The 15400-nt window shown below is 59.1% G+C and carries 16 protein-coding genes; 11 read left to right on the plus strand and 5 right to left on the minus strand.

The window, feature by feature from the left end; translation table 11 throughout:
* Positions 1 to 448: 448 nt before the first annotated feature.
* Both KTT_RS23140 and KTT_RS23145 read right to left on the minus strand, forming a co-directional pair.
* Entirely contained in the window at positions 449 to 1222 is a 774-nt protein-coding gene (locus KTT_RS23140; protein WP_126598688.1) for an anti-sigma factor family protein, read from the minus strand.
* Entirely contained in the window at positions 1219 to 1752 is a 534-nt protein-coding gene (locus KTT_RS23145; protein WP_126598690.1) for a sigma-70 family RNA polymerase sigma factor, read from the minus strand. Before KTT_RS23145 ends, KTT_RS23140 begins: the two co-directional genes overlap by 4 nt.
* A gap of 466 nt (positions 1753 to 2218) precedes the next feature.
* Here KTT_RS23145 and KTT_RS23150 point away from each other — a divergent pair, with 466 nt between their 5' ends.
* The 9 genes from KTT_RS23150 (at position 2219) to KTT_RS23190 (ending at position 11524) form a co-directional block, all read left to right on the plus strand.
* Positions 2219 to 3295 carry a hypothetical protein gene (locus KTT_RS23150; protein ID WP_126598692.1) on the plus strand — a complete coding sequence of 359 codons (1077 nt, stop codon included), beginning with the start codon at positions 2219 to 2221 and terminating at the stop codon, positions 3293 to 3295.
* A gap of 57 nt (positions 3296 to 3352) precedes the next feature.
* Complete coding sequence (locus tag KTT_RS23155) at positions 3353 to 4120, plus strand: trehalase-like domain-containing protein (RefSeq protein WP_126598694.1); 768 nt, start codon at positions 3353 to 3355, stop codon at positions 4118 to 4120.
* 675 nt (positions 4121 to 4795) lie between these two features.
* A complete protein-coding gene (locus KTT_RS23160; RefSeq protein WP_126598696.1) occupies positions 4796 to 5629 on the plus strand; it encodes an alpha/beta fold hydrolase in 834 nt (277 codons plus the stop codon).
* A 145-nt stretch (positions 5630 to 5774) separates the two neighbouring features.
* The gene (locus KTT_RS23165) at positions 5775 to 6239 is read left to right on the plus strand and encodes an Lrp/AsnC family transcriptional regulator (protein WP_126598698.1); all 465 of its coding nucleotides are present in this window, start codon (positions 5775 to 5777) and stop codon (positions 6237 to 6239) included.
* Positions 6236 to 7516 carry an APC family permease gene (locus KTT_RS23170; protein WP_218030968.1) on the plus strand — a complete coding sequence of 427 codons (1281 nt, stop codon included), beginning with the start codon at positions 6236 to 6238 and terminating at the stop codon, positions 7514 to 7516. The genes KTT_RS23165 and KTT_RS23170 overlap by 4 nt, the downstream gene beginning before the upstream one ends.
* A gap of 85 nt (positions 7517 to 7601) precedes the next feature.
* Complete coding sequence (fes, locus tag KTT_RS23175; RefSeq protein ID WP_126598700.1) at positions 7602 to 8885, plus strand: enterochelin esterase; 1284 nt, start codon at positions 7602 to 7604, stop codon at positions 8883 to 8885.
* A gap of 91 nt (positions 8886 to 8976) precedes the next feature.
* Entirely contained in the window at positions 8977 to 9450 is a 474-nt protein-coding gene (locus tag KTT_RS23180) for a GNAT family N-acetyltransferase (RefSeq protein WP_126598702.1), read from the plus strand.
* A gap of 12 nt (positions 9451 to 9462) precedes the next feature.
* The gene (locus KTT_RS23185; RefSeq protein ID WP_126598704.1) at positions 9463 to 10563 is read left to right on the plus strand and encodes a WD40 repeat domain-containing protein; all 1101 of its coding nucleotides are present in this window, start codon (positions 9463 to 9465) and stop codon (positions 10561 to 10563) included.
* 100 nt (positions 10564 to 10663) lie between these two features.
* Entirely contained in the window at positions 10664 to 11524 is an 861-nt protein-coding gene (locus KTT_RS23190) for a phosphotransferase family protein (RefSeq protein WP_126598706.1), read from the plus strand.
* Between the two features lie 85 nt (positions 11525 to 11609).
* Here KTT_RS23190 and KTT_RS36255 read toward each other — a convergent pair whose 3' ends face one another.
* Positions 11610 to 11759: a hypothetical protein gene (locus tag KTT_RS36255; protein ID WP_160146069.1), complete on the minus strand. Its 150-nt coding sequence runs from the start codon at positions 11757 to 11759 to the stop codon at positions 11610 to 11612.
* A 56-nt stretch (positions 11760 to 11815) separates the two neighbouring features.
* Between KTT_RS36255 and KTT_RS23195 the strand changes: the two genes are divergently transcribed.
* Together KTT_RS23195 and KTT_RS23200 are read left to right on the plus strand one after the other, a co-directional pair.
* Positions 11816 to 12229 (plus strand): VOC family protein, encoded by a 414-nt coding sequence (locus KTT_RS23195; RefSeq protein ID WP_126598708.1) that lies wholly within the window; start codon positions 11816 to 11818, stop codon positions 12227 to 12229.
* 18 nt (positions 12230 to 12247) lie between these two features.
* Positions 12248 to 13078, plus strand: a complete 831-nt coding sequence (locus KTT_RS23200; protein ID WP_126598710.1) for an SMP-30/gluconolactonase/LRE family protein — start codon at positions 12248 to 12250, stop codon at positions 13076 to 13078.
* Between the two features lie 109 nt (positions 13079 to 13187).
* Here KTT_RS23200 and KTT_RS23205 read toward each other — a convergent pair whose 3' ends face one another.
* Both KTT_RS23205 and KTT_RS23210 read right to left on the minus strand, forming a co-directional pair.
* Positions 13188 to 14024: an alpha/beta fold hydrolase gene (locus KTT_RS23205; RefSeq protein WP_126598712.1), complete on the minus strand. Its 837-nt coding sequence runs from the start codon at positions 14022 to 14024 to the stop codon at positions 13188 to 13190.
* 105 nt (positions 14025 to 14129) lie between these two features.
* Entirely contained in the window at positions 14130 to 15248 is a 1119-nt protein-coding gene (locus KTT_RS23210; protein ID WP_160146070.1) for an alpha/beta fold hydrolase, read from the minus strand.
* Between the last annotated feature and the right edge of the window lie 152 nt (positions 15249 to 15400).

Consider the following 15400-nt stretch of genomic DNA (forward strand, 5'->3'; position numbering starts at 1 on the left):
CTCTCTGGTGCTCACACGTCCATGGTGTATTGGTGCAGCAGGGGCGCATTCGCGCACGCGATGCACCAACATAAAACGGACGTGTGAGTGCCGCAGGCGATGATTCTGAGAGTTAGACAAGCTCATGATCATCGCCTGCGGCACGCCTGAGCTTTCGCTCCTCTGGTGCTCACACGTCCATGGTGTATTGGTGCAGCAGGGGCGCGAAAGCGCCCCTGCTGCACCAATACACAAAACCCAGTGCGACCGCGCAGCGGACGCCCGTGCGAGGGCGCTCACGTGCCCTCAACATGACGGAAGTCAAACACATTCCATGAGTACACCAGGGGCGCATGTATGCGCCCCTGGTGTTGCAGTCACTCATAAAAAAATTGCGCGCCGAAGGCGCGCAACGTTCGCGGCCCGAGCCCCCCCTTTTTCAGGGTAAAAGCAGCTGCTTCATGCCTGTCTACTCCCACGATTGCTGCAGGCGGACAAATTTTTGGATCGCGTCCGGACTGGCGTTGGAGCTGACCCAGCAGTTCATGCCTTCTTCACGCCAGTTGGCCAGGTGAGTGCTCTGGATGGTGTTCATCTTAATGGGGGCCGATCCCTGGGTGGTGGGCCAGAGGAAGAAATTAATGATATGCCCCTGATACTGGTAGACGATGGCGGCCACGTTTTTTCTGTCCAGGTAATCCAGGCGACCTCCGACCAACGTATAGCCATCGGAGCTGATATCGTAGATGTACGGTGTGTAGTTGAGTTTGCCCTGAAACCATGACTTGATGGTATTGGGATCGGAGGAACGTATATCCACCAGGTGATTGGCTGTGAGCGAGCGCATATGGTTATCAAACACCTGTTGCGACAGAGCGCTTCCCCCACCTCCGGGTGGAGTAGTAGGGCCGCCACGCCATAGGCCAGTGAGAAGGACCGCCAGGGCCGCCACGATCAGGCATGCCGCCGCTACGCTGAGGCCGCGCCACAAGGTAGCCCGGGTTATGAAGGTTGCGCGATCGCGCAGATGGAGCGATGACGACACGCGCTGGCGTAACTGTGGAGGCGCGGTAAAATACAGAGGGCCCCCCTTGATGGCAGCGCGTAGCGCCTGATACCCATCATAACTTTCCCGGCATGCCGCGCACGTTGCCAGGTGGCGTTCGATCTCGACGCTATAGGCGATATCTAGCTCGTTATCCAGGTAGGCATGCAAAAAGCGCTGCGCTTCTGTACAATTCATCGTATTCCTTCTTCGTCCATCCGCTGCGCGAGATAACGCTGCAGCTGCTTACGCGCCCGCGCCAGGCGTGACATTACCGTTCCCAGCGGGATATGCACGATCATGCTGATATCCCGGTACGACATCTCCTCCAGTTCGCGTAAGACCATGACCTCACGAAACTCGAACGGCAGGGCCGCCAGCGCAGCACCGAGCTTCTGCTGATCGACGCGGCGCAGATGCAGCACTTCCGGATTCAGCACATCACTTTCTCTATCGTGTAGCGCTTCATCAAATGGTACCGTCTGCTCATCTAAGCGCCGCTGTTGCAGCCAGGTATAACAGGTATTGCGTACAATGGTCAGCAACCAGACGCGGCTATCTCCACCCCGAAACCCCTGCAAAAATCTGAAGGCTCGTAAGCATGCTTCCTGCACCATATCTTGCGCATCCTGGTCATTATGGGTGAGCCAGCGCGCCAGGTTGTATGCTGCGTCCAGGTGCGGTAAGATGAGCTGCTCAAAACGTAAGCGTTGGTCATGCGGTTGCACTTACGCACCTTTTTACCTTCCACTGAAAGGGACTGACTTTTTTGACTTTTATTCCTTGTAAAAGAGACTGGCTCTAAGCAGATTTTATTCCTGGTGGGACATATGATAGCCCCACACGCGCGTCCGCTACGCGGCCGCAGCGTTTTTTTGTACTGGTGCATGCGGTGCGCGGATGCGCACCGCATGCACCAGTACAAAATTGACTCTGTGCTTAATCCCTGGTTGACTCCCGTATCAGCATACACCATTTTTATATCTATTTCTACTTTTACTGTAGCGATTTAATTTTTGATGTCCCAATCTGCAATGGATAGGGGAATAAATTTTGCAAATATCGGTCTGGAGAGGTGAAGGAAAAAGAGAACCGGGTAGATGCTAGCGTCACCATATGCGTTGTTGTACCGTTGGATGGAGTTTAATGGCTGGGGGCGGGTACGGATTGTCTGGTTTGAAGGAGAAGATTTGAATGGATAAGCCACTCTCGATAGATAGGATCGAATATAGCCAGGATGCCTCTTCGGCGCAACGGCTGGCGCGAGGATACGGTTTCGTGAACGCGGGCGCCCATACCTTGATAGGGATTACTATGCTAACCCTGCTCTTTTTGACCAACGGCAGCGTGCTCATCAAGGGGATCGAGGTTGTGCTGAGCCTATCGATGCTGGTGGCCAGTTTGCTGATGTGGAGTGAGCTGATGCTCAAAGAGCAGCAGACAGCCGGAGGGGTCCTGCTGGCGGGTGATCTCGCCCTGGCGGTGTCCTTTCTCTACCTGGGTGTGGCGATACCGGCATTTCATCAAGGCTACACGACCCCCACGTTCGCCCTGGCCCAGTTTATTACCGTACTGGCCGGACTGATCGCCGGTAGTGGTGCACTGGTCCTGGCCAGATCCCTCAGCGCCGCGCGGCGGCGTGGTGTGATCAGGTTTTCCGACATGGTGCGCGATGGGGTGCAGCTAATTACCGGCACCATCTTATTCGGGATCGCGCTGTCGCAGCTGGTGTTGGCCGATCTCAAGGCCCCGCAGTGGAGCTGGATTAGCTTCCTGGGCATCACCATTCCGGGCATGCTGATCCTGGTAGGTCGTGAAGGGCTGAAAGAACGCTGTGAGGGCGTTCGAGGATGGCGCCGGGTCCCGTCACAACTACTGATAGAGCTCCTGCTGATCGTGGGACTCTCGATCATGCTGTATGGCAGCTATGTCAATTTGACGCTGGGTGCGAACGGCTACCTGGTGGGAATCAAAGGGAACGCGGCCGGGTTCAGGCTGTGGCTGATCGCGGCGCTGCTGCTGGTGGGTGTGCGCGGAGGCTTCAAGCTGGCCTTTGGACGGAGAAGCGATCAACTGTGGTATCGCGTGCTGAACAACCTGCTGTATGTTCTGCTGCTGGTCCCTTTCATTTATGGCGCGCGCTCCGTCTTCGCGGGTCAGCCTCCCCTGGTGCGGATCGGCGCGGCCTGGCCGGACGTGGTACCGATCCTGATCGCGGCCATCTTGCTACTTGTAGTAGGGAGGTCCGTGGGTCAAAAGGGATGCGCGTGATGTACATACGCATTTAGCAATAGTGAAGTGAGAGAGTTGGTAGAAAGAAGGTGCGTTATGGAGTGGGGAAACGAATCTCACCAGATATATTCACTGATCAATGCTTATGGCGTCGTCGGTGATAGCCATGCGACCGTATTGATCGCGCCGGATGGCTCGATCGACTGGGCCTGTCTGCCGGATTTTGATAGCCCGGCCATCCTGTCTCGATTATTGGATGAGCGGCATGGGGGATACTTTCAGATCGCGCCGACGGATGGACCGCAGCGTGGCCTGCAGCGCTATCTCCACCGCACCAGCGCGCTGCAAACAAGCTTTGTGCGCGCGGCAGGCGCGGTAGAACTGACTGATTTTATACCTATGGGGACCCTGCAGGCATGGCCGCGCAAAGTCATTACCATAAATCGGGTTAACGTGTGCAGACCCCATCGATGTCTGATACGTATGATCGAATGCACGTATGGTAGTATGTCAGTTACCATGGACCTTAAAGCGACGCCGCACAACGCCACCGTCCCGGCAGAGGTCGTGCTCTGCCCTGATAGCATGGGCGCGTTCATTTCCGGAGGCCTGCAGCATGTGGTGCTGGTGCTATCCGACGTGCGCATGCGGGCGCCGTTCTCAATTGAGATCGTGCAGGATGCCGAGGAATGGCATCCTACCCTGCGGGCCCGCTTCGCGCTATGCGAGGGTGAAAGCCTGACACTGGCTCTGGCCGTGGAAGATAGCATCCAGTCGGCGCATCAACTGTTCTGGGATGAATTGTTGCAGCGCGACTTCAACACGGAGCTGATCCACAGCTTCGGCCTCGCGGGGACCGCCTGAGTGTGGGCACCTCACCAGCACTGGCGCCGGTGAGGTGCCCATGCGGGGCGCGTCTAGACCGTTCTCTGTTTGTTTGTGCGTATGAGCAGTGGGATCAAGGAGACCAGCACCAGCAAGCTGACGCCCAGGCCGGGTCCGGTGACGGCGAGTCCTTGATCCCCTAGCAGACCAACAGACGGGTGCCATTCATTTTTTCGCCGTCTCTCTGCGCAAAAAAATGATGTGCACCCTCTGTGAACACCCAGGGCTTTTTGATATTCGTCTGAAGATCACGGGCAAGCGATACAATGTACATTTTTTTGCATCTGGTGGCACACAATCTGGTTGTGCACAATTTAATTGTGCTAAAGCAATCCGGGTTAAAAAAAGAAAAGATGCCGGGTGTATGGATTGGTTGTTGTTGAGGAGCCAGGGAGCTGTTGCATAAGCTAGACGGTTGAGTTATACTGGTCGCGTATAGTAAGAACAGAAAGAAAGGAGGTGCGCAGTGATGTTGACTAATACTTCGAGGATGAGACGGAACTGTGCACCTTGCACGCCAGTGAATTAAGTTCTGCCTCTTGAAATCCTCAATAAACCCATCTATTCCCCGTCGTGAGGGGCTGTATTGTTGCAGTCCGCCATACTCTGCTGCCTTTTTGTGTCGTGGCAGAACAGCATATCAAGGAGATTATTGTGACAGAACTCAATTCACAGACAGGTTTTTTACAGGCCCAGGGGGCCCCACTGTATTATGAGGTCGCCGGAGAGGGTGAGCCGTTGCTACTGATCCATGCTGGGATCGCCGATAGCCGCATGTGGGACGAGCAGTTCGCCGTCTTCGCGCGGCACTATCGCGTCATCCGCTACGATCAGCGTGGCTATGGTCAGTCTCAATACCCTGCCGGCCCTTTTGCCTACCACGAGGATCCCGTCGAGCTGCTCACTTCTCTCGGTATTGAGAGCGCGCACGTCGTCGGCATCTCGTTCGGTGGACTGGTCGCGCTTGATTTCGTGCTCTCGCATCCACAGATGGTGCGCTCGCTGGTGCTGGTCGCGCCCAGTGTGAGCGGCACGCAGCCTTCGGAGGCGGTAAAGCGCTTCCAGGAGGAAGAGGAGGCGTACCTGGAGCGTGACGACCTCGACGCGGCCTCCGACCTCAATGTGCGCGTATGGGTGGATGGTCCCCGGCGCACGCCCGAGCAGGTAGATGCGAGCGTGCGCGAGCGAGTCCGCGCCATGCAGCGCCACGCCTTCACCGTTCCGGTCCCCGATGGAGCCGAACTTGTAAAGCTGCAGCCGCCGGCCATCGAGCGGCTGGCCGAGGTACGTGTGCCTACCCTGATTGTGGTCGGCGACTATGATCTCCCCGACAAACTGGAGCTGAGCCAGCTGCTTGCCAGCCGTATCAACGGAGCGCAACTGCTGGTGATCGAGGGGGTCGCGCACATGGTCAGCATGGAGCGGCCCGAGCAGTTCAACCAGGCCGTCCTCTCCTTTTTATCCAGGGTCAGCGGTGCCGACGTTTAGTGGGTCGGCGATCCTTGATTGCCTCCTTTTTGCGTGGTTTTCCGACGTTTCGTCGGCATTTTGAGAAATAATTGACTTATCGTCCGCTATATCCTATCGTGAGCGACAGAATGTTTGTGCTGATCGATGAAACGAGGGATACAGAATGGATGCGATTGATCGGAAGATTGTTTCTCTGTTGCGGGACAATGGGCGGCTGAGCCAGGAGACGCTGGCCCAGCGCGTCCACCTGTCGCGGCCGGCGGTGCATGAGCGCGTCAAGCGGCTGGAGGAGCAAGGGATTCTGCGCGGCTACCAGGCGCTGGTCGATTGGGAAGCACTTGGTTTGCCGATTACGGCCTTTATCTGGGTGCGCACCTCAGGGACGCAGTGCCACGAGGTTGGCCAGCTCTTGATGCGCCTGGGGAATCAGGAGAGCATAGTGGAGGAGTGTCATCGCGTGACCGGTGAGTGGTGCATGCTGCTCAAGGTCAGGGTGGCCCTGCCGCTGGCGCTGCAGGCGTTGATCGACCGCATCCGGGCCGTGCCCGATGTGCAGGCGACCATGACGACGCTGGCCCTCTCCACCCTGAACGCACGTGTGTCAGGGGATGAGGAGGTGCTGGGATGAAGCAAAGCGTTGTACGCAGTATCCGCCTGCCACAGGCGATTGCCCTGTACGTGGCCGCCGTCATCGGCGCCGGTGTCCTGCTCCTGCCCGGACTGGCCGCGAGCATGGCTGGTCCCGCCTCGATCCTCTCCTGGATCTTTGACTGCTTGTTGGGTATCCCACTGGCCCTGACCTTTGCGGCCCTGGCCAGCCGCTATCCCGACGCTGGAGGTGTGGCCACCTTTACCGCGCGTGCCTTCGGCTCGACGACCGGGGCCGTGACTGGCTGGTTCTACTTTATCGCTTCGATTGTCGGGCAGATGATCGTGCCGCTAACGGGGGCCTACTATATCGCTGACACCCTGCGCCTGGGGCGGGACGCGACCTTTCTGATCGCCGCGTTCATCCTGATCATCGCTATCATCCCGAACCTCTACGGTCTGCGTGTCAGTGGAAGACTGGCCTTGCTGCTGAGCGCCTGTGTCGCCCTGATGTTATTGATCGCCACGCTGATCTCTCTTCCGCGCATGAGGGCCGCCCACTGGACTCCTTTCGCGCCGCACGGACTCCCAGCGATCGGCCAGGCGGGCGTGTTGATCTTCTTTGCCTTCTTTGGCTGGGAGGCCATCGCCCAGCTCTCCGCTGAATTTAGCGATCCCGAGCGTGATGTGCCGCGCAGCACGCTGTGGAGCGTGGCCCTGGTGACGATACTCTACCTGGGCGTGGCCATCGCCACCATCGGGACCGGCACCTACGGTACGCTGGCCCTTGATCGTGTCTCGGTGGCCCGGCTGCTGAGCGACGCGCTGGGCCTGGGCGCGGGCACTGTCGCCGCCGTGATGGCGCTGGTGATCTCGCTGGGGACCGTCAATGCCTATGTGGCGGCCAGCTCGCGTCTGGGCTATGCGCTGGCACGCGACGGCGCCTTGCCCATCTGGTTGGAGCGGCTCGACCGGCAGGAGGTGCCCAGACGCTCGCTGCTGGCGATCGGCGTAGTGGCGCTGCTCGGGCTGGGCGCGACCTATCTACTGGACTGGAGTGCCGGCTCTCTGCTGAGCATCCCCAACTCGCTGGGCATCGCGACCTATGTGGTCGGAACCGCCGCCGGCGCGCGTCTGCTTGCGGGGCTTGCTCGCTGGCTGGCGGCCGCTAGCTGCCTGTTGTGCCTGGCCATCTTCTTCTTCGCTGGCGCCTCCATCGCCATTCCTCTGATCACCGCCGCGCTCGCCCTGCTCTATCTCCGGTGGTGTCGACGTCTGCCTGACCATAATGCGCCGGACGATGTGGTAGAATCATAGAAGAGCTTTTGGAAAAGATGAAAGGTCTCTAGAGCAATAGGTGCAGTGGGCGCTCGATATTGAGCGCCCATCTAGAAAAGGTGGCATGATGCCTGAAGAGAGTAGCCCCCGTATCGCCCAATTGAAGCGTGAGCTAGAGTCTGGCAGTGCTGACGCGCTGTCATCGTTCTGGAGAGAGCTTGAGGAGCGGCAAGCGCCGCTGGTCGAGCCGATCCCCGATCACCCCACTGAGCGCCTGGTGACGTTTGTATGGCGTGGCATGCCGCAGACGCGCAACGTTGTGTTGTTCGCGCGCTATGCGGCGGACGATGACATTGAGAAGCATCTGTTGAAGCGGCTGGGCGAGAGCGATCTCTGGTATAAAACCTATCGATTACGTTCAGATCTACGCTCGGTCTACCAGTTTTCACCCAACGACTCGCTGGTACCTTTTAAGGACGTGACCGATTACCGGGCGCGCATCCGTGGCTTCCAGGCCGATCCGCTCAACGCGCGGCGTTTTGAGTTCCCCAAAGATGAAGAGGACCCGGACGATTTCCTGCAGGTCCTCTCTCTGCTCGAACTGCCGGACGCGCCGGCCCAGCCCTGGATTACACCACATGGTGATGTGCCGGCCGGTAAGGTAGAGATGCAGCGCTTGAAGAGCTCTATTCTGGAGAATGAGCGCCGCGTCTGGATCTATACGCCGCCTGGATACAGTGCTGAGAGTGTCGAGCCTTACGGATTGCTGGTCTGCTTTGATGGCATCGCCTATATTGACGTGGTGCCGACGCCAACGATCATCGAGAACCTGCTGCATGCCGGCAAGATCCCGCCGCTGGTCGTGGTAGTGCCTGATAGCCTGAATCAGCAGACGCGCAATCGCGAACTGCCCTGTTATCAACCGCACGTCGATTTTCTGACGCGCGAGCTGTTGCCATGGGTCAGGGAACGCTATCACGTCACCAGCGATCCCGCGCGGACCATTGTCGCCGGCGCCAGCTATGGTGGATTGGCCGCCGCCTATGCCGCCATGCAGGCGCCCGAGGTCTTCGGCAACGTGCTCTCGCAGTCTGGCTCTTACTGGTGGGGGAAGGCCCATCCAGAAGATCACACTCCCGAATGGCTGGTACAGCAGTTTGATCAGCGCGAACGTCTGCCGCTACGCTTCTATCTGGAGGTTGGTCTGTTTGAGCCATATGAAGCCATGGTCCTCTCCAACCGCCACCTGCGCAGCGTGCTGCAGGACAAAGGATACGACCTGTGTTATCGCGAGTTTGCTGGTGGTCATGACTACGCCTGCTGGCGCGGCTCGCTGGCCGACGGCCTGCAGTTTCTGCTGCCTGCTGGCTCCCCTACATCGCGTCGTCATCCCCAGCAGTCAGAATAGATTTGTATAGAGTGGTAGGATCCTACCACTCTATACAGTAACACGTTGGGCGCGTCAGCGTCATCGCGTTGAATACAGAGAGAGGCAAGTTATGGTTATTTTAGAGCCCATGAGCGAAGTGGATTTTCAGAGCTATCTGGATTTCGCGGTGGCCGATTACGCGCAGGAGCACGTGAAGAGCGGACGCTGGTCCCAGGAGGAGGCGCTGGAGCAGTCCAGAAAACAGTACGCCGAGCTGCTGCCGAACGGGGTTGCCTCGCCCGACCAATACCTGTTCACCATCGTCGACCCGGACCACCAGCGCAAGGTGGGCATACTCTGGTTTGCGCGAGAGGCACGCGCGGGCCAGCATGCCGCCTTTGTCTATGATGTCCGCATTGATGAGGAGTATCGCCACCAGGGTTACGGCTCACAGGCCTTCCTCGAAATGGAGAAGAAGGTGCGTGACCTCGGCCTCAGCAGGATAGGTCTGCACGTCTTCGGTCACAACCAGCCCGCCCTGGCGATGTACCAGAAACTTGGCTACGTGGCCACCAACATCGTCATGGCCAAAGACCTTGATTAGGAGCCTGTATCGATGTCTGTAGATGATATGGGGCGGCAGCCGCAGGGTGCATCGCCACGTGGTGTTCGGCTGCTACGCGTCTTTCAGGGGCGGGAAAACTTTGTAGTCACCATTGCCTGGTCGCCGGATGGGACGCGCCTGGCTACCGGTTCCGCCGATGAAGCGAGACTACACATCTGGAACACGCACAGCGGCGAGCTGCTGTATGTCTCCCCAATCTATCCATCCTCCATCAAAGCACTGGCCTGGTCACCCGACGCGCGACGACTGGCTTTCGGCTTCAGTACCGAGGCCTGGATATGGGACAGCGGAAGTGGTGAACTACTGACATGCCGGGAAGGGCATCACGCCGGGCTGTGGCGACTATCGTGGTCGTCCGATGGGACGCGCCTGGCTGGTTGGTCTGTGGGTTGGGAGGTGCGTGTATGGGATGGCGGCAATGGGAATGTGCTTTATGAGGTGCCTGGGCACAACGAAGGTCTAAAGTCGCCGATGGCGTGGTCGCCTGACGGGAGGATGCTGGCCACGGGTCAGACGGACGGGATTGTGCGTATGTGGGATGGATATACTGGGCAGCTTTTGCATAAGCTGGAAGGGGACCAGGACAAGGTCTGGTCGCTGGGGTGGTCGCCGGATGGGACGCGCCTGGCCGCCAGCACGACCGGCAATGTCGCGCGCATCTGGGATGGCAGCAATGGGCAACTCCACCATGTGCTGCGCGGACATGAAGGCTGGGTCAGAGCTGTGGAGTGGTCGCCGGATGGGTGGCAACTGGCCACCGGCTCCACGGATACGACGATTCGGCTGTGGGATAGGGATAGTGGGAAACTTCGGCAGACGTTGCAGGGGCTGCCAGCCCCGTTTCTTCACGCCCTGGCGTGGTCGAATGATGGCATGTATCTGGCTGCTAGTGTTTACAAAGGCCGCCCCGGTCAGGTCTTAATCTGGCATACTCCTGATTGGACCTGGCGGGCAACAGTGCCATTGCCTGGCCTGATCCATGGCAATGGATTTATCTGGCATCCCTATCGGCCTCTGCTGGTGGCCGTAGGGCCAACGCGTGCCGAGGTTAGCCTCTGGCAACTGGAGGCAGGAAGTGATTTCGCTTCCTGATACGCCTGGCTGAAACGGCCTGTGTGGGCCTCGGCAAACATGGTTGTGCGGGGAGAGGAAGAAATCGGACGCGAGGTCCGAACATATGGAGGAGTAAGGTATGGAGACAGTGGAACTGCCAGCTTTAGAGGTTTTGCAGGCGCTGGGTGTCGATGGGACGCCCGTCGCCACGCCTTTGCTTGGCGGATTCGATATGGCGATGTGGCGGGTGGAGCACGAGGGGCAGACATACGCGCTGCGCGTGTTTCGTCCGGGGGCATACGAAGAGTGCGAGCGCGAGCAGGTGGTGATGGAGGCCGCTCACGCAGCGGGTCTGCCGGTGCCCCGCGTGCATAGGATGGGAACCTGGCAGGATCGTCCGGCGCTGTTGATAAGCTGGATAGCCGGACGAACGCTGGCGGATGAATTGCGGGCGCGGCCATGGCACCTGTGGCCGTTGGGCATCGCCTTTGGGCGTACGCAGGCCGCCATTAACGCGGTGGAGGCCCCCGCGCTGTTAAAGCAACTGCCAGAGTCATGGATTAGCTGGCGCTGCGAGGGTGAAGAGGCTCTGCAGGATCGCCTGCGTGCGCTCTCTCAGGGCAAGCAGGCGCTATTGCACCTGGATTATCATCTACTCAACGTCCTGACAGATGGCAGGCGCATCACCGGCGTGGTTGATTGGGCCAACGCGCGCGCCGGTGATCCACGGGCCGATGCCGCCCGCACCATCTCCATTCTGCGCCTCGATCCCCTGGTACGCCGCCCTCTCATCCAATGGCTGGCCCTGGGACTCTTCTCCCTGGCCTGGCGCGTCGGCTATCAGCGCGCTGGCGGCCGCCTCAACGATATAGCCGCCTTCTATGCCTGGTCCGGCACAGTGCTCCAGCGCGACCGGGCGCCACGCTATCAGCAACAACCGCACGCCCTCGCCCCCGCCCGCCGCTGGACCAACAAATGGAAGTCGCGCGCCAACCTCTAGTGATTTCTTATAGACGTAGAGCCCCGCTCTGCATCACCTAAAAAGAGCAAGATAGAAGAAGTTTTGTCCCGCTTGAGGTGATACGCTAATAATAACTCTTTGAGCACTGGTTACTCTCATGTGCTGATGTCACCGGGGCGCGCATGCGCGCCCCGGTGACACCACCCAAAATCAGGGCGTCCGCGCCAGCGGACGCCCGTGCGGGGGCGCTCAAGCGCACCAGTAAGATGAGCATGCAACACTCTTAAAGCCCAACACATAGTCATATACGAAGGAAGGGAAGCACCGGCGATGGCCGATACAAAGCAACGCATCACCACCTTTTTGATGTTCGAAGGCCAGGCCGAAGAGGCCATGAATTACTACATCTCTATCTTTGAGCAGGCGGAGATCCTGAGCATCCGGCGCTATGGTCCCGGTGAGGCGGGCGACGAGGGAAGCGTCATGCTCGCGACCTTTTCACTGTACGGACAGGTATTCATGTGCATCGATAGCAACGTCAAGCACCAGTTTACCTTTACCCCGGCCATCTCTTTGTATGTCACCTGTATGACCGACGAGGAGATCGAGCGCCACTTTGCCCGGCTCTCTCAGGACGGTCAGGTGCTTATGCCACTCGGGGAGTATCCTGGTATCGGCAAGTTTGGCTGGGTGGCCGACAGGTACGGCGTTTCCTGGCAATTGAACCTGGAGCAAAACGCTTAAGGAAAGGGAGGCCGCAGCATGTCTGATACGCAGGTTCTGCTGAGCGGGCTGGCATTCGGCGAATCGCCGCGCTGGCACCAGGGCCGTTTGTGGTTCTCCCATTGGGGAACTGATGAGATTATTGCCATTGACCCGCAGGGCAAGAGCAAGGTTGTCGCCCGCGTGCCGACCGCGCTCCCCTTCTGCATCGATTGGCTGCATGATGGCCGCCTGCTCGTGGTCTCGGGACGCGAAGGGCTGCTGCTGCGCCAGGAATCCGGTGGAGAACTGGTGACGCACGCCACGCTCTCTCACCTTGCTCCCATCTGGAACGAGATTGTGGTGGATGGGCGCGGCAACATCTACGTCAACGGTGGCGGCTTCGACGCTCCCGGTGTGATCGCGGTGATCACGCCGGATGGAACGGTGCGCCAGGTGGCCGAGGGGCTCGCCTTCCCCAATGGCATGGCTGTGACGCCCGACAACAAAACGCTGATCGTAGCCGAGTCCCATGCCACCTGCCTTACTGCCTTCGACATCAACGCCGACGGCAATCTATCGCGACGGCGCGTCTGGGCTGATCTCGCAGGACTCGCTCCCGACGGCATCTGTCTCGACTCCGAAGGCGCCGTCTGGTACGCCACCGTTCCCGGCATGTGCTGCGTACGCGTCAAAAAGGGCGGTGAAGTTCTGCAGCGCATCCAGCTTGACCGGGGCTGCTTTGCCTGCATGCTTGGCGGCCAGGATAAACGGACGCTATTTATGTTGGCCGCCGAGTGGCACGGCTTTGAGCACATGATGGACCAGGAGCGCACCGGAAAGATTCTTATAGCCAATGTTTCGGTGCCCGGAGTTGGCTGGCCATCATAATGGGCGCGAGACCCAATACATTCAACTGTCCCTTGAACGCCAGGACAAGGGAAATGAATGTGAGATGCATATTCATGCGACGAGGAGAACTCGGCCGCGAGGGCCGAACCTACGGGAGGGTGCGCAGGAAGTCGAGCACGATCTGGTTGAATGCGGTGGGTTTCTCCATGTTGGGCATGTGATGGGTGTCGGGGATCTCGACGCGCCGGGCGCCGGGAATGTCCTGGACCAGCTTGTCGGCGCTCTTATGAAGCTGGAAGTGGTCGTCGGCCCCCACGATGATCAGGGTGGGGATGTGGACCTCGCCCAGCCGTCCGTAGGCCGGGGGGTCCAGGTCCTGGCGTGGAGCTGGATCCAGTATCCAGGCGAACGAATATTCAGAGAGATATTGTCGCACCCGCTGCCGTGCTTCTGGATAGGCGCGGGATGGTACCAGCGTGGGATGAGCCATCAGGCACTCGACCATCCTGGGACGGTTGCGATCCTGGATCGCCTGCTCGAATGGCATCCATTGCTGGATTACGGTCTGCAGCTGTTCCTGGGTGAACATTACCTCGTGTGGATAGCCCGAGACGGGCGAGCCGACCAGGATCAGCGCATCCACCATCGTGGGATGCTCAAGCGTAAAATCCAGGGCGATCTCGCCCCCCAGGGAGAGGCCGAGCAAGTAGGTGCGCTGAATGCCGAGAAAGTTGAGCAGAGCGTAGAGGTCGTCCCGGTCGGCATAGGGGTGCTGGGGCAGATCCGATTTGCCGAAGCCGCGAATATCATAGCGGATCACATGGTAGCGTTGGGCCAGCACATAAAATTGATCATCCCACATGCGTCGATCCATATAACCACCGTGCAGCAGCACCAGCGGATGTCCCTGGCCCAGCATCTCGTAATAGATCCAGGTGCCATTGCTCTCGACGAAGCCTGTCTGTACCTGTTGCGCGTTATTCATGTCTCCACCTCAAATGACCTCTTGAAGCGCACGTGTGCCAGGCACGCGCCTGCATGCTTGTATGTATATGCGCCTATTCCACATGAAAACTGGTAAAATCTTTTTTTATTGGATACACCTGACTTCCATAGCCGTTGTTTGCAGCCCTCCAGCGCTTTCACCTCCGCAGACAGGCTCTGGCGTTTTCAACATGGCTGGATCAGTATGGGGTCGGGTCAGGAAGCGCTGGATGATCGGGATAACGGTGCGGGCACGGATGAAGAAGGAGGCATGGTTGCCTTTGTTGAGCGCGACCAGCGTGACGCGCGGAATTAAGCGCGCCATCAGTCGGGCGTCCTCGAAGGGCACATCCTCATCATCGGTGCCGTGGACGATCAGGGTGGGGACCTTAATCCGCGCGAGCGGATACTGCTCGATGGCCGCGAAGTGATGCTGATCATTGTGATAGCCCGCCTCGCGCAGGTGATAGATGGTCCCAGAACAGAGCATGCCGGCCATCACGTGCCCCATCGGCAGCAGGCGGATGAAGGGCAGGATGCAGTAGAGGAAGAGGTCGGAGACCAGCAGATGCTCGACCCGCTGCAGCAGATAGCGTTTCCATGGGGGCAGCAACAGCAGGCTCTCGGCGGGACAGTAGCGCTGCACGATGGCCCCGATCATCACCAGGCTGCGGCAGCGCTCGGGATGGCGCAGGGCGAACTGGATCGCTGAAGGTCCCCCGCCTGAGAATCCGATCACGCTCGCCTGCTCGATACCGAGTTCGTCGAGCAGGGCCGCGTACATATCCGCCTGCTGTTCCGGTGAGGCGCCCGAGCTCTGCGGCGTGCCCAGGTAGCCTGGTCGCGAAGGAGAGATCAGCATGCACTGCTCGGGATCGAAAAACTGCGCGAAGGCCAGTCCCTGATCGTAGCCGCCGGGCGTCCCGTGGGCGTAGATAACCGCCGCTCCCTGACCGCTGACCTGGTACTCGACGGGTCCGGCGCTGGTGTGCGCCACCAGGCCATTGCTGCGGATGCGACGCAGCTCCTGTCGGCGCCACGAACGATACGACTGCAGCGTCCCCACCAGCGCGGTCGCCAACAACGTCAGCAGACCGACCAGGAAGAAGCTATTGATGCCAGACCGCAGGAGCCCACGCGCTTTTATCACCAACGTTCCCGGCCCGGCGATTCCAGATAGAGCCCGCGCGGCGACCAGCAGAGAAAAGATACGCCCGATCACCATATCCCCCTTCCAGGTTCTAGGTAGAGATAATATCGTTAGCAACGCTGTGCAAAAATAATGAAACGCTGCCATTGTTTGAGCCAAGAAAGACTGTACCAGATCCTCCGCACGCTGGCAACAAATCGGACCGTAAATAGCAGAAGTGGGTGATA

Source organism: Dictyobacter aurantiacus (genome assembly GCF_003967515.1).
In the GTDB taxonomy this organism is placed as follows: Bacteria; Chloroflexota; Ktedonobacteria; order Ktedonobacterales; family Ktedonobacteraceae; genus Dictyobacter; species Dictyobacter aurantiacus.

Coding starts and splice junctions, on each gene's coding strand:
- KTT_RS23200 (WP_126598710.1), top strand. CDS start 12,248: ATGTCTGATACGCAGGTTCTGCTGAGCGGGCTGGCATTCGGCGAATCG.
- KTT_RS23190 (WP_126598706.1), top strand. CDS start 10,664: ATGGAGACAGTGGAACTGCCAGCTTTAGAGGTTTTGCAGGCGCTGGGT.
- KTT_RS23150 (WP_126598692.1), top strand. CDS start 2,219: ATGGATAAGCCACTCTCGATAGATAGGATCGAATATAGCCAGGATGCC.
- KTT_RS23195 (WP_126598708.1), top strand. CDS start 11,816: ATGGCCGATACAAAGCAACGCATCACCACCTTTTTGATGTTCGAAGGC.
- KTT_RS23170 (WP_218030968.1), top strand. CDS start 6,236: ATGAAGCAAAGCGTTGTACGCAGTATCCGCCTGCCACAGGCGATTGCC.
- KTT_RS23210 (WP_160146070.1), bottom strand. CDS start 15,248: ATGGTGATCGGGCGTATCTTTTCTCTGCTGGTCGCCGCGCGGGCTCTA.
- KTT_RS23180 (WP_126598702.1), top strand. CDS start 8,977: ATGGTTATTTTAGAGCCCATGAGCGAAGTGGATTTTCAGAGCTATCTG.
- KTT_RS23185 (WP_126598704.1), top strand. CDS start 9,463: ATGTCTGTAGATGATATGGGGCGGCAGCCGCAGGGTGCATCGCCACGT.
- fes (WP_126598700.1), top strand. CDS start 7,602: ATGATGCCTGAAGAGAGTAGCCCCCGTATCGCCCAATTGAAGCGTGAG.
- KTT_RS23140 (WP_126598688.1), bottom strand. CDS start 1,222: ATGAATTGTACAGAAGCGCAGCGCTTTTTGCATGCCTACCTGGATAAC.
- KTT_RS23165 (WP_126598698.1), top strand. CDS start 5,775: ATGGATGCGATTGATCGGAAGATTGTTTCTCTGTTGCGGGACAATGGG.
- KTT_RS36255 (WP_160146069.1), bottom strand. CDS start 11,759: ATGCTCATCTTACTGGTGCGCTTGAGCGCCCCCGCACGGGCGTCCGCT.
- KTT_RS23155 (WP_126598694.1), top strand. CDS start 3,353: ATGGAGTGGGGAAACGAATCTCACCAGATATATTCACTGATCAATGCT.
- KTT_RS23205 (WP_126598712.1), bottom strand. CDS start 14,024: ATGAATAACGCGCAACAGGTACAGACAGGCTTCGTCGAGAGCAATGGC.